This is a genomic window from Cupriavidus sp. 05T41 (assembly GCF_056396525.1).
Genome location: NZ_JBFTLQ010000107.1, coordinates 1 through 22,271, shown reverse-complemented (window position 1 = coordinate 22,271; position 22,271 = coordinate 1). Strand labels below are relative to the sequence as shown.

The window sequence follows — 22,271 nt, the reverse complement described above, 5'->3', positions numbered from 1 at the left end:
CGCCTGCGCTACCGCGGCCGCGCGCCCGGCAGCCCGCGTGGCATCCTGCGGCTGGCTGGCCGGGCGTTCCTGGGCTGGCCGGGAGGGTGCCCGCGCGGCCACCGGCGGCGGCACCGGCGCCACCGGTTCGGGCGTGACCGGGCCCGGCGGTGCGGCCTGCTGCAGCCAGATCTCGCCCGGTTGCGGCGGGGAATTGCGGGTACGCGTGGGCGGTTGCCAGACCGKCTGGCGCCGTGCCGAAACCGCCTCGATGCCCTTGTGGCGCGGCACGTAGTCGACCGCGCCCGGGATGGCGGAATGGGTGGCGCCCAGATGCGTCGTCTCCCAGCTGTCAGGCTCGCGCGCGCCCCGGGCCGGCGCGCGTGCCGGGGTACGGACCGGTGCGAAATCTTCCTCTTCCGGTTCGGCCACCTGCGGCTTGCGCKAGAACAGGCTTCGCCAGGTCTCGCCGAAGACCATGGGAGCGGCCAGTGCCAACACCCCCAGCATGATCAGCAAGCTGACGCTCCAGCCGAGCATGCCGCTCAGCAGCCCGCCGAGCGCGCGCCCGGCGCCGCCTCCCGACGTGCTTGCCGCCATGCCGCCCTCGCCCGCGGCGCCCGTGAGCGCCTCCAGCGACGCGCTCGCGCACAGCACGATCACCGTGCCCACCCAGACGCGCAGCGTTCCGCGTCCACTGAAGAAGCGGCGCTCGCCGGCGAGCAGGCGCGTCACCATGCGCCACAGCAGCGGCAGCAGCCACAAGGTCGAAAATCCGAACCAGCCAAAACCCATTATGGAAACGCCATCATCAAATACCTCGGGCAGCGATTGTAGCGGGTCTGGACGCCGTGGCACCGCGCAACTTGGCTACCGTGGCGGAATACCCGCATTTCTGTGGCGGCGCGCACTGGCTTGTTCGCCGGGCGCGGCGGTAACGGCGCGCACGACGGCATGCCCGCCGCGCGGCATGTGAGCTACTATGGCGCGACGCCCGCCCCGATTGCCGGAGGCGCGGCCTGACCCAATCGAAGCCGAACCCTGGCGCTCCCGCCGCCGAGCCAATCATGCAGACACGCTATGCCGGACTGTCGGCCCTGGTGGTCGATGACCACCCATTCCAGCTGCTGGCGGCAGAGCAGTTGCTGACGCAGCTGGGTGTCACCGACGTCCATGGCGCAGCCGACGGCCGCGTCGCGCTGGACCTGCTGGCTGCGCGCAAGTTCGACCTGGTGCTGTGCGATATCKAAATGCCGGGCCTCAACGGGCCGGCCATGATGGACGAGCTGACCCGGCGTGCGGACCACGCCTTCGTGGGGGCGCAGCCGCTGTGGGTATGGGTGTCGGCGCTGGAAGACGACATCATCGATTCCCACGTGAGCCTGGCGGATTCGGTCGGGCTTGCCCATGTGCGGGCCGTGCGCAAGCCGATCTCCGCCGTGGTGCTGGAAGAGATCCTGCAGGACGTGCTGGCGCGCGAMCTGACCGCCGCGGCGCCGGTGGCCGCGCAGAACCAGCCAGACGATGCCGAGCTGCTGGCCGCGCTGCGCACGTCCGGCGCCATCTTCATCATGCTGCAGCCGCAGTTCCATATCGTCAGCGGCAAGCTGGCGGGAGCCGAGGCGCTCTGCCGCTGGCGCCATCCCTCGCTGGGCCTGATCCGGCCCGACCTGTTTATCCCGCGGCTGGAAACGCTGGGCGAGGCGGATGCGATTTTCCAGCTGGCGGGCCAGCAGTGCCTGGCGGTGCAACGGCAATTGCTCGCGCGCGGCGTACGCATCGCGCTGAGCATCAATGCATCGGCGCAGACGCTGTGCCGGCCTGGCGTGCTGGATGCCTTCGATGCCATGGTGGAAGCGAGCGGCATGCCGCGCCAGTTGCTGATCATCGAGCTGACCGAAGGCTATCCGGTACACGACACGCGCGCCTTGTCGATCGCGCTGAACCGCCTGCGGCTGCTCGGCTACGGCGTGGCGATCGACGATTTCGGCGTGGGCATCGCCACCCTGAAGCTGCTGGCCGACCTGCCCTTCACGCAGGTCAAGCTGGACCGCTCCTTCGTGGTAGCGGTGCCGGGCAACAGCCAGCGCGCGGCGATCTGCCGCAATATCATCAACCTGGCGCGCGATCTCAAGCTGGAGTGCGTGGCCGAAGGCATCGAGACGCCCGCGCAGCGCGATGCGCTGCAGGCGCTGGGCTGCGACCTCGGCCAGGGCTATCTGTGGTCGCCGGCGCTGCCGCCCGATATGTTCGTGGCCGAGGCCCTGGGCCGCTGGGCCACCTGAGGAGGCGCGCCGGCKGGCCCGGGCGGGCGCTAGTTCCAGCGCCCGGCGATACCGCCCACGCTCATGCGCCCGGCGCCCAGCAGCAGCACCGCAAGTGCGCTGGCCAGGTACAGTGCCTGCAGCTCCACCGCCCAGCCGCCGGTGTCGTTGATCAGGCCGAGCTGCTTGGTATGCACCAGCGCCACCGCCACCAGCATGTTGACGGCCACGATCAGCGCCGCGATGCGCGTCCACAGGCCAATGATCAGGAGGATCGGCGCCACCACTTCGCCGATATAGACCAGGTATGCGACGGCCGGCGGCAGGCCCGCCTGCGCCACCATCTGCGTGACGAAACCGGGGCCGTTGATCAGCTTGGCGACGCCGTGGAAGAGAATCAGCGCGCCGAGCACGATGCGCAGTATCGCCTTGCCGAGGTCCTGGGTTGCCTGAGTACCGCTCATGGTCGTCACTCCTTGTCCGGTCTTGTCCGGTCTTGTCCGGTCGAAACGCCCGGAAAGCGCCCGGAGAACCGGGACGCCGGCCGGTGGCCGATGCGCCTTTCGCTCCACGCGGGGCGCGCATCTGTACCTTAGTGCGCGCCGCCGTGAAGGTAAAGCCACAAGTTGCGCGCACGCGTCACGGCACGGTGGCCGCGCGCCGGGCAGGCGCTGTCAGGCCTGGCCAATCGGCCGGTGCATGCCCGGCTGGCGCAACTGCATGCCGGCCTTGCGCGCGGTCTCCGGCAGGATCTCGGAGAGAAAATCGAGGAAGCGCCGCAGCGCCGGTGGCATGCCTTTGCGCGAGGGGAATACCGCGTGCAAGGTGCCGACCGGCATGATCCATTGCGGCAGCAGCACCTCCAGCTCGCCGCTCTCGATGGCTTCGCGGCAGAACATGCGGGGCAGCATGGCCACCCCGACGCCGGCGATGGCGGCCTCGCGCAGCAGTGCGAATTCATCGGTGATCAGGCGCGGATCGTAGGCGATGTGCAAGGCCTGGCCGCTGTCGCAGCTCAGCGTCCATACGTGTTTGCCGTCGTGCGGCTTCTGGTTCACGCCGGGCATGCCGTCGAGCGCCTGGGGGGTGCGGGGCCGGCCGATGCTGTCCAGCAGCGTGGGGCTGGCCACCAGCATCAGCGGGCTCTCGCCATAGGTGCGCACCACCAGCGAGGAATCGTCCATGACATCGCGCACGCGCAGCGCCAGGTCGAAGCCTTCGCCGATCACGTCCACGCGCCGGTTGGTGGCTTCGATCTCCACCCGCACGCCGGGATTGGCCTGCATGAAGCGGCCGATCTCCGGCGCCAGCAAGCTTTGCGCGATGGCCACCGGGCAGCTCACGCGCAAGGTGCCGCCAGGTTGTTCGCGCGCTTGCTCGATCACCTCGTGTGCCGCTTCCGCCTCAGCCAGCATGGCCCGGCAGCGCTCGTAATAGGCCTCGCCGATGGGCGTCACGCGCACCTGGCGGGTGGTCCGCCGCAGCAATTGCACGCCCAGCTCGCGCTCGAGCTGCGCAATGCGCCGGCTCAGGCGCGATTTCGGCACGCCGCTGGCACGGCTGGCAGCGGAAAAACTGCCGTGCTGGACTACCTGGGCAAACAGCGAAAGATCGTTCAGGTCTTGCATCGGACTGCCTTTCGGGTAACGGGCCGGGGCCACCGGCTGGAGTTGCTTAGCCAGGTGTTCTGCCCTTGGAACAATAAGTTCTATTTTGCACCACTACCGGCATCAATGGCAGACCGCTATCTTTTGCTTCACCTAACCCCGAAACACAAATTCCCCAGTGGAGCTGAACATGAACATCCTGCAAATCGACTCGAGCGTACTTGGCGGCCATTCCGCTTCCCGTAGCCTGACCGCACAGGTCGTGGCCGATCTGCGCGCCAAGAACCCCGCCGCCAGCCTGACCGTGCGCGACCTGGACCAAGACGCCCCCGCCCACCTGTCCGGCGCGCTGCTGCCGGTGCTGGGCGGCCCGAAGGACGGCCTGAACGCCGTGCAGGAAGCCGAACTGCAACGCACCGAAGCCTTCCTGAAGGAATTCCTGGAAGCCGACGTGCTGGTGGTAGGCGTGCCGCAGTACAACTTCGGCATTCCCAGCCAGCTCAAGTCGTGGATCGACCGCATCGCCCAGGCCGGCCGCACCTTCCGCTACACCGAGAAGGGCCCGGAAGGCCTGGCCGGCGGCAAGCGCGTGATCGTGGTCTCGTCGCGCGGCGGCGTGCGCGCGGATGCATCCGCCCTGGACCTGCATGAGCAGACCGTGGACGTCGTGTTCCGCTTCCTCGGCATCACCGACATCACCTACGTGCGCGCCCACGGCCTGGCCTTCGGCCCCGACGCCCGCGAAGCCGCCCTGGTGTCGGCCCGCACCGAAGTGGCAGCACTGAACGACGCCGCCGCCCTGGCAGCCTGATCGCCCTCCAGGCGGCATTGCGCCGCCCGGCACAGGCGCACGGCCAGACTCCCGCCCGCGATTGCCGCCGGCGGGAGTTTTTCATTGCGGGCATCGGCATGGCGCTAGTGCTAGTGCCAGTGGTAGTGCCAGTGCTAGTGCGGATCCTCCAGCAGCCTGGCCCGGATGTCCTTTTTCAGCACCTTGCCAACCTTGGAGCGCGGCAGGTCAGGCCAGATTTCGATCTGCTTGGGCGCCTTCACGCTGCCGATGCGCGCCTTGGCAAAGGCCTTGATCTCGTCGCCGTCCACCTGCCGGCCGGGATGGAGCTGCAACACGGCCACCACGCGCTCGCCCCATTTCTMGTCGGGCAGGCCTACCACCGCGCTGTCCTGCACGTCGGGATGCTGCATCAGGACCTGTTCCACCTCGGTGGAGTAGACGTTGAAGCCACCCGATATGATCATGTCCTTGGCGCGGTCGACGATATAGAGGAAGCCGTCCGCGTCCAGGTAGCCGATATCGCCGGTGTGGTGCCAGCCATGGCGCGACGCTTCCTGCGTGGCTGCCGGATCCTTGTAGTAGCCCATCATCACCAGCGACCCGCGCACCACGATCTCGCCGCCCTGGCCGGCKGGCAGCAGCCGCCCGTCCGGGTCCATGATGCCCACCTGCACCAGCGGGCCCGGCCTCCCGGCGCAAGCCAGGCGGTGGCGGGCCACCGAGCCGTCGGCATTGAAATGCTCGGCCGGCGACATCATCGAGACCATCATCGGCGCCTCGGTCTGGCCGAACAGCTGGGCCATGACCGGGCCAAGGCGCTGCAGCGCCTCTTCCAGACGCGCGGCCGACATCGGCGCCGCGCCGTACCAGAAGCACTGCAGCGAATCGAGCGTGGCCGCAGGCAAGTCMGGATGCTGCAGCAGCATGTAGATCAGCGTGGGCGGCAGGAAGGTATGGGTCACGCGGCGCAGCGCGACCAGGCGGAGGAATTCGCCGAGGTCCGGCTTCGGCATGATCACGACCTCTCCGCCTAGCGCCATGACCGGCAGGCACAGCACGCCGGCCGCATGGGTCAGCGGCGCCAGCGCCAGGTAGACGGGCCGCCCGCGGAACGGATAGCCCATCAGGGTCAGCGCGGACATGGCCTCGAGGTTGCGGCCGGACAGCATCACGCCCTTGGGCTTGCCGGTGGTGCCACCGGTGCCGGCGATCATGACGAGGTCATCCGCCGCGGGCTGCTCCAGCGGCTCGCCGGAGCAGCCCGCCAGCCATTGTTCCAGTGAGGGCGCGAATGGCTGGGCGCGGTCCAGGCACACCACTTCGCGCAGCTTGGGCAGGTCGGCGCGCAGTTGCGCCACCAGTGGCGCGTAGTCGCTATGGAAGATCAGGCAGGCGCAATCGAAGGCGTCGAGCACGTAGCGGTTTTCGGTCGCTTCGTTGCGCGGGTTGACCGGGCACCAGACCGCCGCGGCGCGCGACAGGCCGAATACGCAGGCAAAGGCGCTGGCGTCGTTCGACGACAGCACCGCCACCTTCTCGCCCGGCCGGATACCGTTGCGCTGCAAGGCGCGCGCAACACGGTTGCTGAATTGCTGCACGTCGGCGTAGGACAGCCGTGCCTCGCCCATGGTCAGGCAGGGCGCGGCGGGATCCAGCGACGCGCCCTTGTCCAGGTAGTCGATCAAACGCATGCGGTTCTCCGCGAGAGGGAATGCCGGGGCCCGCCGGCCCCGGCGCAGGCCGTGCTAGCGATGAACCGTCAGCACCGGTTCCATCACCAGCCCGAAGCTCTTGAGCACGCCCAGCAATTCGCGGTGCCCGAAGGCCTGGCAGCCGGAGGCCAGCCCCGCCCGCCGTGGCGCCTGTTGCAGCAGCGAGTACGCGGCATAGGCCTGCAGCAGGCCGGTCTGCTTGTAATTGCAGTTGCCGTGGATCACGCAGTGCGCGCGCCCGAGCGGCCCGGATGCATAGACCGAATCGAGCGAGTTGTTCAGTCGCGGGTTCTCGCGCGGCGGCATGCCGGCCTGCACCGACGCCGCGATGTCCGCCAGCGCGGCTTCCTGCTGGTCCAGCGGCAGCACCTTGATCTTCTCTTCCACCATCTGCGCGGTCGCGATCACGCCCTTCATGACTTCGCGCGAGAACACGCCGCCGGCCACCTTGCAGTTGGCCACGCGCGGATCGTCCTTGAACCAGACCGGATGGGAGGTGCCGCCCCATGGCAGCGCCAGCGCGCTTTCGTGCTGGCCGGGGACGTTCACCTCGAAGCTGGTGCCGGGCGCCCATTCGACATACTGGTTGTTGACCAGGTGGTACCACTTGGCCTTGAGGATGGTGAAGATGGTCTGGGTGGACGCATAGGTGGGGAAGCCCTTCCACAGCACCAGGATGTCGAGCGTGTCGAGCCCCGGCATTTCCAGGCAGATATTGGCGGCGATCTCGCCGGTGGTGTACATCTGCGCCAGGCCCGGCGACAGCAGCAGGCMCTTTTCCTGGAAGGCGGCGCCGAAGCGCGCCTGCGCATCCAGCAGCCAGTCCTGCTCGCCGGTGGTGTCCATGTAGTGGCAACCGGCCGACAGGCAGGCCTGCGCCACCTCGCCGCCGAACTTGATGAACGGCCCGACCATATTGCAGACCACCCTGGCGCCGTGGAACAACTCGGCCAGCGCGGCCGCGTCGTGATCCACCTCGGCCACTTCGTAGTCTGCGGTCTCGATGCCCGGGATCCGGTCCATCACCGCCTGCACGCGCGCCGCGTCGCGCCCCGCGGCGATGAAAGGCACGTTGAATTCGCGCAGGTATTCGCATACCAGCCGTCCGGTGTAGCCCGAAGCGCCGTAGACCACGACGGGTTTCTTCTTGCTCATGATGTGTCTCCTGTTTTCTTGCCTGGTTCTCGCTTGCCTGGTTATCGCTTGTCCTGCCCTCCTGCCCTCCTGCCCTCCTGCCCCGGCCCCGCGCGCTACATGCCCATGCCGCCATCGACCGGCAGGCCCGCGCCAGTGATAAAGCGCGCGGCATCGGAGCACAGGAAGACCACGGCGTCGGCCATGTCGGTGACCTCGCCCAGGCGCGCCAGCGGGGTCTGGCCGATCACCTCGGTCACGGCCGCCTCGGCCGTCGGCCAGAAGCCCGCGGCGACGAGGTCGTCGGCGAGTTGCATGCCCATCTGGGTCGGCACCAGGCCGGGGTAGACGCAGTTGACCCGCACGCCGTAGCCGAGCTTGCCGGACTCCAGCGCGGCCACGCGCGTGAGGCGGTCCACCGCTGACTTGCTGGCCGAGTAACCGGCGATGGCCGGGAACGCGATGGTGGCGGCGACCGAAGAAATATTGACGATGGCCCCGCCCTTGCCTGCCTGCGCGCCTGGACCCGACTGGCCGGCGCCCTGCGGGCGCATGGCGCGAAAAGCGTGCTTGATGCCCAGCGCGGTGCCGATCACGTTGACGTCGAACATGCGGCGCAGGCTGGCAGCGTCGATATCCGCCACCAGCGAGGTAATCTCGATGCCCGCGTTGTTGACCAGGATGTCGAAGCCGCCGAGCGCGTGGCCGGTGGCGGCGACCGCCTCGATCCAGCTCTCCTCCCTGGTCACGTCCAGCGGCACGAAGCTGGCCTTGGCGCCCGACGCGGCAATCCGGGCCGCGGTCTCGCGCCCCAGGTCGGCGAGCAGGTCGCCGATCATCACGGCCGCGCCGGCGCCGGCCAGCGCTTCTGCAATACCTGCGCCAATACCGCGCGCGCCCCCGGTCACCAGGGCCTTGCGCCTCGTGAGGTCGAATCTAGCCATCGCTGTCTCCTGTCTGGTTTTTTGATTGCGGATGGAGACTTCATGCTAGAAATCGTCTTGACACTCGTCAAGTTTTTATTGGTCAAGTKTCAAGTTTTTTGCTGTGCAGTACGTAATGCCGAAAAGCGCCGTGCTATGCTTCGTGAACACTTTGCCGGGCAAGCATCAGACCATGCCGTCCACACAGGAAAAAAGCGCGCAGCGCGTGCCGCGCAAGCGCATCGACAAGTTCGCCGAACGCCGTGCCGAACTGGGTGAAGCCGCCCTGGCAACCCTGGCCACGCTGGGCTACGCACGMACGAGCCTGCGCGAGATCGCGCAGAACTCGGAGTTCTCGCATGGCGTGCTGCATTACTACTTCAACGACAAGACMGACCTGATCGTCTGCAGCGTGCGCCAGTACAAGGCCCGCTGCGTCACGCGCTATGATCGCGTGCTGGCCGAAGCAAGCAGCTACGGCGGCCTCATGGCAGGCTTCCTGGAGATCCTCGGCAGCACCTTGCGCGACGAAGCCCATATGCACCGGCTCTGGTACGACCTGCGCGCCCAGTCACTGTTCGAGCAAGCGTTCAGGGCGGACGTGGCGGAGATCGACAAGAGCCTGCAGGACATGACCTGGCGCATCGTCAGCCGCTTTTCGGCGCTCTCCGGCACGCCGGCCAGCCTGTCGCCGGCGGCGGCCTATGCCGTGCTCGACGGCCTGTTCCAGCAATGCCTGCTGGCCCATCTGTCCGGCAGCGCCGGCGCCGTCGCGGCGATGCAGGCCGAGGTGGGGCAAGTGATCACCGGCCTGTTCGGCCAGCCCTGTCCCGCCGATCGCGCCGATCCCGCCGCCGTGTCAGCTGCTGCGCTTCCCCCTCTTTAGTAGGCACGCGCCGGCTATGCCCGCTGCGCGATCGGGTCTATCATGGTTCCGGACGCACGCCGTTCGCGTGCGGATCCTTCCAGGGACACGCTCGCAGCGCCACGCAGCTCGGCCCGGGCATTGACCTGCCTCACCCACACGCCACGGCCGACCGCTTGCGCGAGCGGCACCCGCGGCAGATGCCAAGTCCGATCCGGGAGCCCGCATGTCTTCTGCCCTGCTGCCTGCCAGCGCCCTGCATCCTCCGCACGAACCCGCCCTGCTCGGACGGTATCGCCATGTGCGCGAAGCGACAGAGGCGATGGTGGCCGACCTGACCGACGMCGACGCCACMGTGCAGTCGATGGACGACGCCAGCCCGGCCAAATGGCATCTGGCGCATACCACCTGGTTCTTCGAGGAATTCGTGCTGGCGGCCCGCATCCCCGACTATGAGCCCGTCGACGAACGCTACCGGTATCTCTTCAACTCCTACTACGAAGCGGTCGGCGCGCGCCATCCCCGGCCGCGCCGCGGCCTGCTGACGCGGCCCTCGCTGGACGAGGTGCTGGCCTATCGCGAGGCGGTCGACGAGGCCATGCTCGGCCTGCTGATGCATGCGCAGACCGATGCCGAGGCGGCCCTGATCGAGCTTGGCCTGAACCACGAACAACAGCACCAGGAACTGCTGTTGACGGACATCCTGCACCTGTTCGCGCAGAACCCGCTCAAGCCGGCCTTTGCCCCCGAACTGCTGGCGCCGGTGATCGCCGATCCGCGGCCGGCGGCGGAGTGGATCCGCTTTGCCGGCGGCGTGGTCGCCATCGGCCATGACGCAGACGGCTTCGCCTTCGATTGCGAGGGACCGCGCCACAACGTGCTGCTGCAGCCCTACCAGCTGTGCTCACATCCGGTCTGCAACCGGCAATGGTTCGAGTTCATCGAAGACGGCGCCTACCGCACCGCCGGGCTGTGGCTGTCCGACGGCTGGCGCTGGGTGACCGAACAGGGGATCGAAGCGCCCCTGTACTGGGAAGAACGGGAAGGCACATGGTGGCAGATGAGCCTGCGCGGCATGCAGCCGGTGGACCCGGACAGCCCCGTCACGCATATCAGCTTCTACGAGGCCKACGCCTTCGCGCGCTGGGCCGAGCGGCGCCTGCCGACCGAAGCCGAATGGGAGCACGCCGCGCGCAACCTGCCGGCCACCGGCAACTTTGTCGAAGGCCGCGTGCTGCGCCCGCTGCCTGACCGCCAGAACACGGCCGGGGCATTGCGCCAGATGTTCGGCGACGTGTGGGAATGGACCGCCAGCGGCTTCCAGCCCTATCCGGGCTTCCGGCCGAGCGCCGGCGCGGTCGGGGAGTACAACGGCAAGTTCATGTGCAGCCAGATGGTGCTGCGCGGCGGCTCATGCGTGACGCCGGAATCGCATATCCGCGCGAGCTACCGCAATTTCTTCTACCCGCACCAGCGCTGGCAATTCACCGGCGTCCGGCTGGCCGACGACGCATAGGCCGGGCAACCGGAGGCCGGCGCTCGGTTCCAGCCCCTTAGTCCCAGCCCCTCAGTTCCAGCCCTTCTGCGGCGCCTGGGCGCCCATCGGCGTCTGCGGATACAGCTTCTGCCAGCGCGCCTTCAGCCCGCTGGCGATCTCCGCCTGGTGATAGCGCTCGGCGAAATCGATCACCGTCATGCCCTGCTGGTTGCGCAGGCGCATGTCCGCCCCCTCGTCCAGCAGCAGCTTCACCGTCTCGATATGGCCGCCGCGTGCCGCCATCATCAGCGGCGTGCTGCCGTTGGGGCTTTCGGCATCGATATAGGCCGCGTGGTCGACCAGGTATTTGACGATCTCGTTGTTGCCGTTGGTTGCCGCGTAGTGCAGCGGCGTCCAGCCGGTCTTGTTGATCTCGACCTCCATCTGGTCGACCATCAGCTTGACCATGTCGAACTCGTTCTGCAGGCTGGCCATCATCAGCGGGGTCTCGCCGGCGGCGTTGGCCTTGTCGAAATCGATGTTCTTGGCGCGGATCAGCACCGCCGCCACCTTCAGCGACTTCTCGCGCAGGGCCACCACCAGCATCGGATTGCCCTTGGCATCGACCAGGTTGGGATCGACCCCGCGCGCCAGCAGTTTCTGTGCGGTATTGGCGTCGTCGAACTCGACCGCCTTGCGCAGGTCGTCCACCGGTGCCGCCCATGCMGCATTGCCCGCCAGCAGGACGGCGGCAGCGGCCAGGCACCGGATGTATTTCATGTTAAGCATGAGCATTCCTGTCTATATGCTTGAAAAGACGGAAGAAGTTTTCCGTGGTTTGTTCCGCCAGTGCTTCCACCGGCATGCCGCGCAGATTGGCGATGAACTCGCCCACATGGCGCACCCAGGCGGGCTGGTTGGTCTTGCCGCGGTACGGCACCGGCGCCAGGTAGGGCGAATCGGTCTCGATCAGCATGCGGTCCAGCGGCACCTTGCGCGCGGTTTCCTGCAACTCCACCGCGTTCTTGAAGGTCACGATGCCGGAGAACGAGACATGGAAGCCCTCGTCCAGCGCTTGCCGCGCGATCTCCCAGGTTTCGGTAAAGCAGTGCATCACGCCGCCGACGGCGCCCGCGTCTTCCTCGCGCATCAGGCGCAGCGTGTCGTCCGCGGAAGAGCGTGTATGGATGATGAGTGGCTTGCCGGTCTGGCGCGCGGCACGGATATGCGTGCGGAAACGCTCGCGCTGCCACTCCATGTCGGCGATGCTGCGGCCGTTGAGACGGTAGTAGTCAAGCCCGGTTTCACCGGTGCCGACCACGCGCGGATGCGCGGAAAGCGCCAGCAGGCGCTCGAGAGTGGGATCTTCGCCCTCTTCGTAGTCGGGATGCACGCCGACCGAGGCATAGAGATGCGGGTGCTGCTCGGCCAGCGCCAGCACCTTCGGGAAATCTTCCAGCGTGACCGAGATGCACAGCGCATGCGTGACCTGGTTGGCCCGCATATTGTCCAGCAGTTCGGGCAGGCGCGCGACCAGGTCGGGGAAATCTAGATGGCAGTGGGAATCGACAAACATGGGGACGGTATCCGGAAATCGGCGCCGCCATTCGGCCTGGGGCGGCGCCACCTGACATTGTATCCGGTCGCATCCCGGCAGCCCGCTGCCGGGCGTCCCGCCTCAGACGGCCAGCGCGATGGCGGCGCTGGCTTGCGCGGGCGTGACCGGCGCGCTCCCCAGCAGCAGGTCGCCGCAGGCGGACTCGCCCGCCGCCMCGGCCGCGCCCGGGGCGGCCAGCGGATCCGCCGGCTGCAGGCGGTGCCGCAGCAGCGCGTGGGCCAGCAGCAGCCGGCGCGCATCGGTGCCTGGCTGGCCGCCTTCCMAGGCCATCAGGATGGCAGMACTGGCGTAATAGAGCGCGCTGGCGGCGCGCCGGGTATCGGCCTCGTGCGCGTCTGCGGCAGCCACCGCCTCGGCCAGCGCGGCGGCGCGCTGCMAGGCCTGCCACAAGGCCTGCCGCAGCGGCGCGGGCATCTCGGCTTGTTCCAGGCGCGCCACCAGCAATGTCTGCAGCGCGCGGTGCGCGCGCTCCTTGCCCACGGCGCGACGGATGGCGTCCAGCGCGTTGATATTGCTGGTGCCCTCCCACAGCACGCCGATATGGGCATCGCGCACCAGCCGCGCGTTGACGAAATCCTCGATATAGCCGTTGCCGCCGCGCACCTCCATCGCGCCGGTGGCCACCGCGATATTGTCGCGGCAGGCGCGCAGCTTGATCAGCGGCGTCAGCAACCGCACCGCCTGGTGCGCGGTGGCGTCGCCCTCGCCGGCACGCCGCATGGCGTCGGCGGTGGCCATGGACATCGACAAGGCGGCTTCGGCAGGCACCATCAGCTTGAGTAGTTGGCGGCGCAGCAGCGGATGCCCGATCACCTCGCGCCCGAACGCGCTGCGGTGCCGCGCCGCCTGCAACGCCTCGTTCAGGCAGCGGCGCATCATGGCGGCGGCGCGCACCGCGTGCGACAGGCGCGACAGGTTGACCTGCTCCATCATCTGCTTGAGGCCCTGGTCGAGCGCGCCGACCGGATAGGCCAGCGCGCCTTCGAGCCTGACCTCGCCGCTGGCCATCGAGCGGGTGCCCAGCTTGTCCTTGAGGCGCACGATGCGATAGGCGTTGCGGCTGCCGTCCTCCAGCCGGCGCGGCAGGGCGAACAGCCCCAGTCCGCGCGTGCCGGCCGGCGCGCCTTCGGGCCGCGCCAGCAGCAGGACCACGTCCGCGTCGGCATGCGAGCAGAACCACTTCTMGCCGTACAGCCGCCAGTGGCCGCCCTCCTCGCGGGCCACCGTCTCGATGGCGCCCACGTCCGAGCCGCCGGCCTTCTCGGTCATGAACTGCGTGCCCTTCCACAGTGCCGCCGGATCGGCCGCCAGCATGCGCGGCAGCAACTGCTGCTGCAGCGCCGGGCTGCCGAACTTGCGGATCAGGTGGACCGAAGTGTCGGTCACGCTGATGGGGCACATCTGGCCGAACTCGGACTGGACGAAGAGGTACTGGAAGGCATACTTCGCCACCGGCGACAGCGGCGCGTCCCAGCCCAGCACGCCGGCGCGGTGGCTCATGGCGTGGAACTGGAAATCGCCGAAGGCGATGTGCTCCATCTCCTGATAGGCCGGGTGGTATTCGATCCAGTCGTGATCCTCGCCCCAGCGCGTGCGCGCGTGCAGTACCGGACCGTGCTTGTCGGCCACGCTGGCCAACGTGTTCAGGCGCCCGCCGGCCAACTGGCCCATGCGCTGGAAATGCGGCAGCAGGTGCCGGTGCTCGGCGCCCGGCAGGTATAGCGCGAGCAGGTCCTGCAGGCCGCGATCGAGCGCCAGGAAATCYAGGCCGGCGCAGTCGGGCGCCAGGTGGCGGGAACTGGTTCCGGCATCGGCCGGGCGCGGACTGGTGAATTCGGCGTAGCGGGCTTGGAACGGCATCGGGGTCTCCGGCAAGAAAAAGGATTCAGGGATCGGCGGGTCCGGCGCGGCGCGCTTCAGATCACGCCGGCGCCGCGCAGGCGCGCAAGCTCGTGCGCGCCCATGCCGAGGCATTCGGCCAGCACCGCGTCGGTGTGCTCGCCGAGCATGGGCGGCCCCACGCGGTGGTCCAGCGGCGTGGCGGAGAAGCGCATCGGACTGGCCACGCTGGGACAGGTGCCGCCGAAAGCCAGCGGCAGGTCCACCCGCACGCCGCGCTCGCGGACCTGCGGGTCATCGTAGGCCTGCGCGAAATCGTTGATCGGCCCGCACGGCACGCCGGCCGCCTCCAGGCGCGCGAGCCAGGCCGCGGTGGTGTMGGTGCGCATGACACCGGCCAGCAGGGGCAGCAGCACCTCGCGGTTGACCAGCCGGCCGCTGACGCGGGCGAAGCGGTCGTCGGCGGCCAGCTCGGGCCTGCCCAGCACCGCGCAGTAGGCGGCGAACTGGCTGTCGTTGCCGACTGCCACGATCAGCTTGCCATCGCTGCTGGAAAAGACCTGGTAAGGCGCCGCGTTGGGATGCGCATTGCCGTAGCGGCGCGGCACCTTGCCGGTCGTCAGGTAGCCCACGGCCTGGTTGCTGCCGAGCGCGAGCGCGCAGTCGAGCAAGGCCATGTCGATATGCTGGCCCAGGCCACCGCGCTCGCGCCACGCCAGCGCTGCCGTGATCGCCAGGCTGGCGTACAGCCCGGTGGCCAAGTCGGCCACCGCCACGCCGAACTTCTGCGGGCCGCCGCCTTCGCAGTGCCCGCAGGCCTCGTCGGGCGCGCCGGTCAGGCTCATCAGCCCGCTCATGCCCTGGAACACGAAGTCGTAGCCCGGACGGTGCCGGTACGGCCCGGTCTGCCCATAGCCGGTGACCGAGCAATAGACCAGCGCGGGGTGGTCCGCGCGCAGGTCTTCGTAGCCCAGCCCGTAGCGGGCCAGCGTGCCCACCTTGTAGTTCTCCACCAGCACGTCGCAGGTGGCCACCAGGCGCCGCACCACGGCCTGGCCCTCCGGGCTGGAAAAATCCACCGTGACCGACTTCTTGCCGCGGTTGGCCGACGCGTAGTACGTGGAATCGCGCCGCTCCTGCCCCGCCCCGGCCGGGATCCACGGCGGCCCCCAGCCGCGCGTTTCGTCGCCCTCGCCGGGCCGCTCCACCTTGATGACCTCGGCGCCGAGGTCGGCCAGGTTCTGGGTGCACCAGGGCCCGGCCAGCACCCTGGTCAGGTCGAGCACGCGGATATGGGATAGCGGCTTGTGCATGCTGGCTTGTCTCCTGTGATTCGCCTCGGATTGCGTTTCTTATTCGGCGCGGATGTGCGCGGTGGCGATGACCTTGCCGTAGCGCGCCGTCTCGTCGCGGATGTACGTGCCGAAGGCCTCGCGGTAGTAGCCCAGCGGTTCGGCGCCGCTGCGCAGCAGGGTCTGCCGCACGGCAGGGTCGGCCATGATGGCTTCGATCTCGCCGGCCAGCGTCTGGACCACGGCGGGCGGCGTGGCGGCCGGCGCCACCAGCCCCACCCAGGCCGACATCTCGATGCCGCCATAGCCCAGCTCGGCGGTGGTCGGCACRTCGGGCAGCACGGCGGAGCGGCTGGCATTCATCACGGCAAGCGCACGCAGCTTGCCGGCGGCGATCTGCGGCAAGCCGGTAAAGGCCGGTTCGAAGGTCATCGACACTTCGCCGGCCATGACCGCGGCCTTGGCGGGCGCGCTGCCCTTGTACGGCACGTGGAGCAGGTCGATGCCGGTGCGCGCCTTGAGCATCTCGCCGGCCAGGTGCGCGCTCGAGCCGTTGCCGTACGAGGCGTAGCTCAGGCTGCCCGGCCTGGCCCGCGACAGCTGCACGACCTCGCCGACGGTCCTGGCCGCCACGCCGGGATTCACCACGATCACGCTCGGTGCGCTGGCGACCAGGGCGATCGGGGCGAAGCTCTTGAGCGGATCGTAGGGCAGCCTGGGATAGAGCCAGGGGTTGATGGTCAGCGTGGTATTGGTGGCCGCCAGCAGCGTGTAGCCGTCCGGGCTGGCGCCGGCCACCACTTCGGCGCCGACGATGGTGGCCGCGCCGGGACGGTTCTCCACCACCACCGGGCGGCCCAGGCGCACGCCGAGCCGCTGCGCGATCACGCGCGCCACCACGTCGGTCATGCCGCCTGGCGCGTAGGGCACGACGATGCGGATGGGCTGGCTCGGATATGGCTGAGCCTGGGCCCTGGCGGCGGCGCTGGCGACCAGCAGGGGGACGGAAAGCAGAACGGCAAAGATCTTCAGCTTCATGGCGGTCTCCTCGGTTCTTTTTTTGTGCCATGCGCCGCGAGTGCCGCGGGGGACGGCTGCGGCGGCCAGGCTGAAAATCATTCTCGGCGTCGCGAGTTATCTAGTCCAATATCGTTTTTTGCGCTATTTATATTGATATTGAATCAATCTACCGGGCACCCATGGACCTCAGGCAGCTGCGTTACTTCGTTGCGGTCGCGGAAGAACTGCACTTCGGACGGGCGGCGGAACGCCTTTCGATCTCGCAGCCGCCGCTGAGCTTCAATATCCGGCAGTTGGAAACATCACTGGGTTTCGAGTTGCTGCGACGCAGCACACGGGAGGTGGCGCTGACCCCGGCGGGCAAGGTCATGTACCAGGAGGCGCTCAAGATCCTGGCCCTGGCGCGCGATGCGCAGGGCCTGGCGGGCCGGGCCGCCAAGGGCGAGACCGGCACGGTGCACGTGGGCCTCGTGGGTTCCGCCCTGCTGACCCGGCTGGCCGCCGCAATGCGCGCGTTTGCCACGGCGCGGCCCGGGGTCGAGGTGGTAGTGCACGAGCTGAACAGCTTCGAGCAGATCGACGTGCTGCAGCGAGGGCAGATCGATATCGCCATCGCCCATCCGCGCGTCATTCCGGCCGGACTGTCGGCACGGGTGCTGCACACCGAACGCTTTATCTGCCTGCTGCCCTCGCGCCATGTACTGGCCGGGCATGCAGCGGTCGACCTGAGGCAATTGCGACAGGAAGACTTCATCCTGTTCCCGCGCCATTTCGCCCCGGAGTATTACGACAAGATCGTTGCGCTGTGCATGCGCGCGGGATTCACGCCATGCATCCGGCACGAKGTGCGCCATATGCTGACGATCGCCACGCTGGTGGCGCAGAACTTCGGTGTTTCGCTGGTGCCGGAATCCGTGCAGCTGATGCAGCTGCCCAACCTGGCCTGCCGGCCGCTGGCGAAGGAGGGGCGGCGCTCCGAGCTGCACGGCATCTGGCGCGACGACGAACAGGCCCCCGCCGTGCTGGGCTTGCTCGCGGCGCTCGAGTCCGGCGCGCCGGGCGGCGCGGCATCCGGTGCCGCCGGAGCGGAAGCAGCGGAAGGAGCCGAAAGCGCGAAAAGCGCGGCCGATGCGCGCGCGAGGCGAGGCGGCAAGCGCTCCGCCTCGCGCCTTGCCTAGGCTGCCGGCTTGGTCAGGTGCCGGCCCAGGATGACCAGGTCGCGCTCCACGCCGTCGAGCACGGCCACGCGCGGCAGGTTGCCCCAGCGTTCGAAACCCAGCGAGGCGAACAGGCCCAGGCTGGGCTCGTTGTGGCCGAAGATGAAGCCGAGCAAGGTGTGCACGCCGATCTGCGGGGCATGGCCGATGGCCTTCTCCAGCAGGTGCCGGCCCAGGCCCTGTCCGCGCCGGTCGGCATCCAGGTAGATGGAAACCTCGGCGGTGGCGCCGTAGGCCGGGCGGCCGTAGAAATCGGAGAAGCTGAGCCAGCCGGCCATGCGCCCTGCGCTGTCCTGCGCAACCCACAGCGGGCGGCGCTCGGGCGGATGGGCATCGAACCAGTCCTGGCGCGATGCCACCGTGACCGGCTCGGTGTCGGCCGTGACCATGCGCGAGGCGACCGTGCTGTTGTAGATGGCCACGATGCCGGGCAGGTCCTGCGGCTCCGCGTTTCGAATCGTGAAAGCGATATTACTCATGCTCGTTGCTCTTGCTTCTTCTTTAACGTCTTGAAATCAATGCCATGGACGCGAAAGCCAATGTTTCACCTGACATGCCGGCGCKGTCGCCTACAGCGTCTGCGTGGGCMGGCCKGACTCCATGGCCTTGCCCAGGATCTCTTCCACCGCGCGGCGCAGGTTGCGGCCGTTGTMGTCGTCCGGCAGGTGGATGCCGATACCGGGCGTCTTGTTGGGCGTGCCCACCGGCGTGATCCAGGCCACCTGGCCCGCGATCTGGTATTTCTGCGGCCGGTCCAGCAGTGACAGTACGAGGAATACCTGCTCGCCGAGCCGGAACGGCCGGTTGCTCGGCACGAAGACGCCGCCGCGCTGCAGGAACGGCATATAGGCGGCGTAGAGCCCCGCCTGGTCCTTGATGGAGAGCGAAAGCACGTTCGGCCGCGACGCCGCGCCCGGCGCGGCGCCCGGCACCGTCGGCGCGCCTATCGCGCCTATCGCGCCGGCCGGCGCCGCGCCCAAGCCTGCGGCGCCGGGAGCGCCTTGGCCCCGGTCCCCTGCTGCTGCTGTGTTCATGACTGACCCCTTGTTGCGAACCGCGGCCTTTTGGCCTTATTGGAATGACTGACCTGGACAACTACAGCAAGACAACGACAGCGAGACAACTGCAGCGCGACAATTGCAGCGACACGACTACGCCGATACGACTGCCGAAACAGCTACCGAAACAAGCTACCGAAACAACTGCCGGTACTCGAGAAACACCGCCTCCATCACCAGCCGCGCGGCKAGCGGATGATTCTCGCTGCGGCGGTGGTTCGCCAGCCGTGCCAGGAAGGCCTGCAGGCGATGCGCATCGGTGGCTTGCGCGCAGCGCGCGACCGCAGCCTGCTCGCGCGGGAAATAGCGCGGCGCCTGTGCCGCCGCCAGGCATGCTGACAGCAGATCGTACGTCCAGCGCTGCAAGATGCCAAGCACCGCGGGCACTGGCATCTTCTGCAGGTGCTCGGCCGCGCCCAGCACATCGAACCCGGCGCCCCCGCCGAGCTGCGCCACCAGCCAGCGCTGCAGCGGCTGTTCCTCGGCCTCGGCGGCGTGCAGCGCGGTCAGCGGCGAGCCGCCGGCCAGCGCGAGTTGGGCCTCGGCGTCGCCCACGCCCTGCCCGCGCAGCCAGGACAAGGCCTCGGCCGGCGTCGGCCGTTGCACCGAGAACTGGCGGCAKCGCGACAGGATGGTGGGCAACACGCGGTCCAGCCGKTCGGTGACCAGCAGGAACACGGTCGACGKCGGCGGTTCTTCCAGCGTTTTCAGCAAGGCGTTGGCGCCTTCGTTCTGCAGGGCATCGAGCGGATACACCACCACCAGCCGCAGGCCGGCGCGGTGGGTGCCAATGCCCACGGTATCGATCAGGGCGCGCACCTGCTCCATGCGGATGAYCTTGCTTGGCGCCTTCTTCTTGCCGCTGTCGTCCGTTTCCGCTTCGCCCGCGGCTTCCATGGCCTCGGGGCGCACCACGGTGAAATCCGGGTGGTTGCCCTGGCTGAACCAGTGGCAGGCCGCGCAGCTGCCGCACGGCTGGCCGTCGGCGCGCGGCGTGTCGCACAGCAGCCCCTGGGCGAAATGCAGCGCCAGGTCGCGCTTGCCGATGCCTTGCTGGCCGTGGATGAGCAGCGCATGCGGGAGCCGCTCGCGCAAGCCGGTCAGCCGTTGCCAGTCTTCTGTCTGCCAKGGATAAAGCATGCGAATCAGGGAGTTAGGTGAAGGACTTCATCAGCTTCTTGCGATATCAGCAAGGCATGATAGTGCCACTGAATCAAAGCGTTGCGAGAATGTTTTCAAGTTCCGCCTGAATCTCGGCAATGGTCCGCGTGGCGTCKATCACGCGGAAACGCTGCGGCGCTTCCGCCGCTCGCCGCAGGTATTCCTGGCGTGTGCGCTCGAAGAAGGCGCGCGACTCGGCCTCGAACTTGTMGGGTTCGCGGGCGCCGGCCAGGCGTGCGCTGGCAGTTTCCAGCGGCACGTCGAACAGCAGGGTCAGGTCGGGCTGCAGGCCGTCCTGCACCCAGGTCTCGAGGACCTCGAGGCGGGCACGCGGCAGGCCCCTGCCCCCGCCCTGATAGGCGAAGGTGGCGTCGGTGAAGCGGTCGGAGACGACCCAGTCGCCACGCGCCAGCGCAGGTTCGATGATTTCCGCGATGTGCTCGCGGCGCGAGGCAAACATCAGCAGGGCCTCGGTTTCCAGGTGCATCTTGCGGTGCAGGAKGATCTGCCGCAGGTCCTCGCCCAGTGGCGTGCCGCCGGGCTCGCGCGTGGTGACCACGGCTGCGCCGCCGGCCAGGCGCGCGCGCAGGCGCTCGGCCACCCACTCAATGTGGGTGCTCTTGCCGGCACCGTCGATGCCTTCGAATGTGATGAATTTTCCGCGCATGGGGAGAGACTTATTTGCCGCGCTGGTACTTGTCKACCGCGCGGTTGTGTTCGGGAAGCGAGTTGGAGAAATGGCTGCTGCCGTCGCCGCGCGCCACGAAATACAGCGCATCGGACGGCGCCGGCGCGGTGGCGGCGGCCAGCGAAGCCAGCCCGGGCAAGGCGATCGGGGTGGGCGGCAGGCCGGTACGCGTGTAGGTATTGTACGGGGTGTCGGTCTGCAGATCGCGCTTGCGGATATTGCCGTCGAAGGCTTCGCCCATGCCGTAGATCACGGTGGGATCGGTCTGCAGCATCATGCCCTTCCTGAGGCGGTTGACGAACACGGCGGCGATCATGGCGCGCTCGCCGGGCTGGCCGGTTTCCTTCTCCACGATGGAGGCCATGACCAGGGCCTCGTATGGCGTCTTGTACGGCAKGTCCGGCGCACGGGCGTTCCAGGCATCGGTCAGGCGCCGCTGCATGGCGCGGTAGGCGTGGCGATACAGTTCCAGGTCGCTGCTGCCGCGGGCGAACAGATAGGTATCCGGGAAGAACATGCCTTCCGGCGCCGGCTCAGGCGCGCCAATGGCCTTCATCAGCTCGGCGTCGGACAGGCCGCGACTGTCGTGCCTGAGCGCCGCGTGGGCATCCACGGCGGCACGCATCTTGCGGAATTCCCACCCTTCGATCACGGTCAGCACATAGTGCGTGACCTCGCCGCGGGCGATCTTGCCGATCATCGACAGCGGCGTGGCGCCGGTCTCGAACTCGTAGCCACCGGCCTTGAGATCCCCGCCGTGTCCGCTCAGCCGCACCAGCAGGGCAAACAGGCGCGGATCCACCGGCACGCCGCCGCGCTGGATCTGGCGGCCCACGCTGGCCACGCTGGAATTGGGCTTGATCACCACCTCGACCGGCGAGGCCGGCAGGTCGAGCGGGCGGTTGGCCCACCAGGCCAAGGCGCCCGCGGCGGCAATCGCAAACACCACGGCGACCATCAGCAGTCGCAGGAAAATACGTTTCATGTAGGGATGGAAATAGCGGCGCCCCGTGCGCCCGCGCGCGCCGCGGCAACAACGGCGGCCCGCGGCAAGGACGGCGGGCGCGCCGGCCGAAATGGCGACAGGCCCATATAATACCGGGAGCCTTGCGCCACCACGAGCGTGCGCAGCATGTCGCACCCGTCATCCGGCGCGCCCGCGCGCCACTTGCCCAGCCTAACCGGCCCATACCTGCCATGAATTCCCCTGCCCCAGACCTTGCTACCCAGTTCGAAGCCGTGCGCCAGGGCGGTGTTGTCTGCCGACCCGCACAACTGGGCCTGATCCGGGTTGCCGGCGACGACGCCGGCAGTTTCCTGCATACCCAGCTGACCAACGCCATCGACGACCTSGCCACCGGCACCGCGCGCCTGGCCGGCTATTGCTCGCCGAAGGGCCGGCTGCTCGCCAGCTTCCTGGTCTGGCGCGACGAGCAAGGCATCGTCCTGCAGTTGTCGGCTGACATCCAGGCCGCCATCCAGAAGCGCCTGGGCATGTTCGTGCTGCGTGCCAAGGCGCGCCTGACCGACCTGACCCCGGCGCTGGCAGTGATCGGCGTGGCCGGCCCCGGCGCGGCCGCCGCGCTGCAGGGCGCCGGACTGCCCGCCCCGGCCGCGCCCTGGC

Annotated in this window: 22 protein-coding genes; 6 read left to right on the top strand and 16 right to left on the bottom strand. The window is 68.5% G+C overall.

What is annotated here, in order from left to right; translation table 11 throughout:
* Positions 1–774, bottom strand: a 774-nt coding sequence (locus AC1DKV_RS36205) for a DNA translocase FtsK 4TM domain-containing protein (protein WP_477139257.1), incomplete at its 3' end; no start/stop codon positions are given.
* A 272-nt stretch (positions 775–1,046) separates the two neighbouring features.
* Between AC1DKV_RS36205 and AC1DKV_RS36200 the strand changes: the two genes are divergently transcribed.
* Positions 1,047–2,264, top strand: a complete 1,218-nt coding sequence (locus AC1DKV_RS36200; RefSeq protein ID WP_477139256.1) for an EAL domain-containing response regulator — start codon at positions 1,047–1,049, stop codon at positions 2,262–2,264.
* 29 nt (positions 2,265–2,293) lie between these two features.
* Here the strand turns inward: AC1DKV_RS36200 and AC1DKV_RS36195 are convergent, their stop codons facing one another.
* The gene (locus tag AC1DKV_RS36195; RefSeq protein WP_441615579.1) at positions 2,294–2,707 is read right to left on the bottom strand and encodes a DoxX family protein; all 414 of its coding nucleotides are present in this window, start codon (positions 2,705–2,707) and stop codon (positions 2,294–2,296) included.
* Between the two features lie 210 nt (positions 2,708–2,917).
* Positions 2,918–3,871, bottom strand: a complete 954-nt coding sequence (locus AC1DKV_RS36190; protein WP_441615577.1) for a LysR substrate-binding domain-containing protein — start codon at positions 3,869–3,871, stop codon at positions 2,918–2,920.
* Between the two features lie 169 nt (positions 3,872–4,040).
* Here AC1DKV_RS36190 and AC1DKV_RS36185 point away from each other — a divergent pair, with 169 nt between their 5' ends.
* Positions 4,041–4,661: an FMN-dependent NADH-azoreductase gene (locus tag AC1DKV_RS36185; protein WP_441615575.1), complete on the top strand. Its 621-nt coding sequence runs from the start codon at positions 4,041–4,043 to the stop codon at positions 4,659–4,661.
* Positions 4,662–4,795: 134 nt separating this feature from the next.
* On the opposite strand, the gene AC1DKV_RS36180 is transcribed toward AC1DKV_RS36185, so the two are convergent.
* From AC1DKV_RS36180 to AC1DKV_RS36170, 3 genes are all read right to left on the bottom strand, one after another.
* Positions 4,796–6,334, bottom strand: coding sequence for an acyl-CoA synthetase (locus tag AC1DKV_RS36180; protein ID WP_477139255.1), 1,539 nt, complete (start codon positions 6,332–6,334; stop codon positions 4,796–4,798).
* Between the two features lie 54 nt (positions 6,335–6,388).
* A complete protein-coding gene (locus AC1DKV_RS36175; RefSeq protein ID WP_477139254.1) occupies positions 6,389–7,510 on the bottom strand; it encodes a DUF5938 domain-containing protein in 1,122 nt (373 codons plus the stop codon).
* A 95-nt stretch (positions 7,511–7,605) separates the two neighbouring features.
* Entirely contained in the window at positions 7,606–8,433 is an 828-nt protein-coding gene (locus AC1DKV_RS36170) for an SDR family NAD(P)-dependent oxidoreductase (protein ID WP_441615570.1), read from the bottom strand.
* A 172-nt stretch (positions 8,434–8,605) separates the two neighbouring features.
* Between AC1DKV_RS36170 and AC1DKV_RS36165 the strand changes: the two genes are divergently transcribed.
* Both AC1DKV_RS36165 and egtB read left to right on the top strand, forming a co-directional pair.
* A complete protein-coding gene (locus AC1DKV_RS36165; RefSeq protein WP_441615568.1) occupies positions 8,606–9,298 on the top strand; it encodes a TetR/AcrR family transcriptional regulator in 693 nt (230 codons plus the stop codon).
* Positions 9,299–9,503: 205 nt separating this feature from the next.
* On the top strand, positions 9,504–10,793 hold the full coding sequence (egtB, locus tag AC1DKV_RS36160) for an ergothioneine biosynthesis protein EgtB (protein WP_477139253.1): 1,290 nt from the start codon (positions 9,504–9,506) through the stop codon (positions 10,791–10,793).
* 51 nt (positions 10,794–10,844) lie between these two features.
* Here the strand turns inward: egtB and AC1DKV_RS36155 are convergent, their stop codons facing one another.
* The 5 genes from AC1DKV_RS36155 to AC1DKV_RS36135 all read right to left on the bottom strand — a co-directional run bounded on the left by AC1DKV_RS36155 (position 10,845) and on the right by AC1DKV_RS36135 (position 16,541).
* A complete protein-coding gene (locus AC1DKV_RS36155; protein WP_477139252.1) occupies positions 10,845–11,543 on the bottom strand; it encodes an ankyrin repeat domain-containing protein in 699 nt (232 codons plus the stop codon).
* Positions 11,536–12,330, bottom strand: a complete 795-nt coding sequence (locus AC1DKV_RS36150; RefSeq protein ID WP_441615562.1) for a TatD family hydrolase — start codon at positions 12,328–12,330, stop codon at positions 11,536–11,538. Before AC1DKV_RS36150 ends, AC1DKV_RS36155 begins: the two co-directional genes overlap by 8 nt.
* Before the next feature lie 102 nt (positions 12,331–12,432).
* Positions 12,433–14,232, bottom strand: a complete 1,800-nt coding sequence (locus AC1DKV_RS36145; RefSeq protein ID WP_477139251.1) for an acyl-CoA dehydrogenase family protein — start codon at positions 14,230–14,232, stop codon at positions 12,433–12,435.
* A gap of 56 nt (positions 14,233–14,288) precedes the next feature.
* The gene (locus tag AC1DKV_RS36140; protein WP_477139250.1) at positions 14,289–15,524 is read right to left on the bottom strand and encodes a CaiB/BaiF CoA transferase family protein; all 1,236 of its coding nucleotides are present in this window, start codon (positions 15,522–15,524) and stop codon (positions 14,289–14,291) included.
* A 39-nt stretch (positions 15,525–15,563) separates the two neighbouring features.
* Positions 15,564–16,541, bottom strand: coding sequence for a tripartite tricarboxylate transporter substrate binding protein (locus AC1DKV_RS36135; protein WP_441615557.1), 978 nt, complete (start codon positions 16,539–16,541; stop codon positions 15,564–15,566).
* A gap of 161 nt (positions 16,542–16,702) precedes the next feature.
* Between AC1DKV_RS36135 and AC1DKV_RS36130 the strand changes: the two genes are divergently transcribed.
* Positions 16,703–17,701, top strand: a complete 999-nt coding sequence (locus tag AC1DKV_RS36130) for a LysR family transcriptional regulator (RefSeq protein WP_477139249.1) — start codon at positions 16,703–16,705, stop codon at positions 17,699–17,701.
* Here AC1DKV_RS36130 and AC1DKV_RS36125 read toward each other — a convergent pair.
* From AC1DKV_RS36125 to mltG, 5 genes are all read right to left on the bottom strand, one after another.
* Positions 17,698–18,219 carry a GNAT family N-acetyltransferase gene (locus AC1DKV_RS36125; protein ID WP_441615553.1) on the bottom strand — a complete coding sequence of 174 codons (522 nt, stop codon included), beginning with the start codon at positions 18,217–18,219 and terminating at the stop codon, positions 17,698–17,700. The two genes, AC1DKV_RS36130 and AC1DKV_RS36125, sit on opposite strands and share 4 nt — an antisense overlap.
* Positions 18,220–18,309: 90 nt before the next feature.
* Entirely contained in the window at positions 18,310–18,774 is a 465-nt protein-coding gene (locus tag AC1DKV_RS36120) for a PilZ domain-containing protein (RefSeq protein WP_477139248.1), read from the bottom strand.
* 156 nt (positions 18,775–18,930) lie between these two features.
* Positions 18,931–19,938 carry a DNA polymerase III subunit delta' gene (locus AC1DKV_RS36115; protein WP_477139247.1) on the bottom strand — a complete coding sequence of 336 codons (1,008 nt, stop codon included), beginning with the start codon at positions 19,936–19,938 and terminating at the stop codon, positions 18,931–18,933.
* A gap of 73 nt (positions 19,939–20,011) precedes the next feature.
* Positions 20,012–20,626, bottom strand: coding sequence for a dTMP kinase (gene tmk / locus AC1DKV_RS36110; RefSeq protein WP_477139246.1), 615 nt, complete (start codon positions 20,624–20,626; stop codon positions 20,012–20,014).
* A gap of 10 nt (positions 20,627–20,636) precedes the next feature.
* Positions 20,637–21,632: an endolytic transglycosylase MltG gene (mltG, locus tag AC1DKV_RS36105; RefSeq protein ID WP_477139245.1), complete on the bottom strand. Its 996-nt coding sequence runs from the start codon at positions 21,630–21,632 to the stop codon at positions 20,637–20,639.
* A 212-nt stretch (positions 21,633–21,844) separates the two neighbouring features.
* Between mltG and AC1DKV_RS36100 the strand changes: the two genes are divergently transcribed.
* Positions 21,845–22,271, top strand: a 427-nt coding sequence (locus tag AC1DKV_RS36100) for a YgfZ/GcvT domain-containing protein (RefSeq protein ID WP_477139244.1), incomplete at its 3' end; no start/stop codon positions are given.

Excerpts from the sequence above, each read along its gene's own strand:
- AC1DKV_RS36195 (WP_441615579.1), bottom strand. The coding sequence starts at position 2,707 with ATGAGCGGTACTCAGGCAACCCAGGACCTCGGCAAGGCGATACTGCGC.
- AC1DKV_RS36190 (WP_441615577.1), bottom strand. The coding sequence starts at position 3,871 with ATGCAAGACCTGAACGATCTTTCGCTGTTTGCCCAGGTAGTCCAGCAC.
- AC1DKV_RS36185 (WP_441615575.1), top strand. The coding sequence starts at position 4,041 with ATGAACATCCTGCAAATCGACTCGAGCGTACTTGGCGGCCATTCCGCT.
- AC1DKV_RS36170 (WP_441615570.1), bottom strand. The coding sequence starts at position 8,433 with ATGGCTAGATTCGACCTCACGAGGCGCAAGGCCCTGGTGACCGGGGGC.
- AC1DKV_RS36150 (WP_441615562.1), bottom strand. The coding sequence starts at position 12,330 with ATGTTTGTCGATTCCCACTGCCATCTAGATTTCCCCGACCTGGTCGCG.
- AC1DKV_RS36125 (WP_441615553.1), bottom strand. The coding sequence starts at position 18,219 with ATGAGTAATATCGCTTTCACGATTCGAAACGCGGAGCCGCAGGACCTG.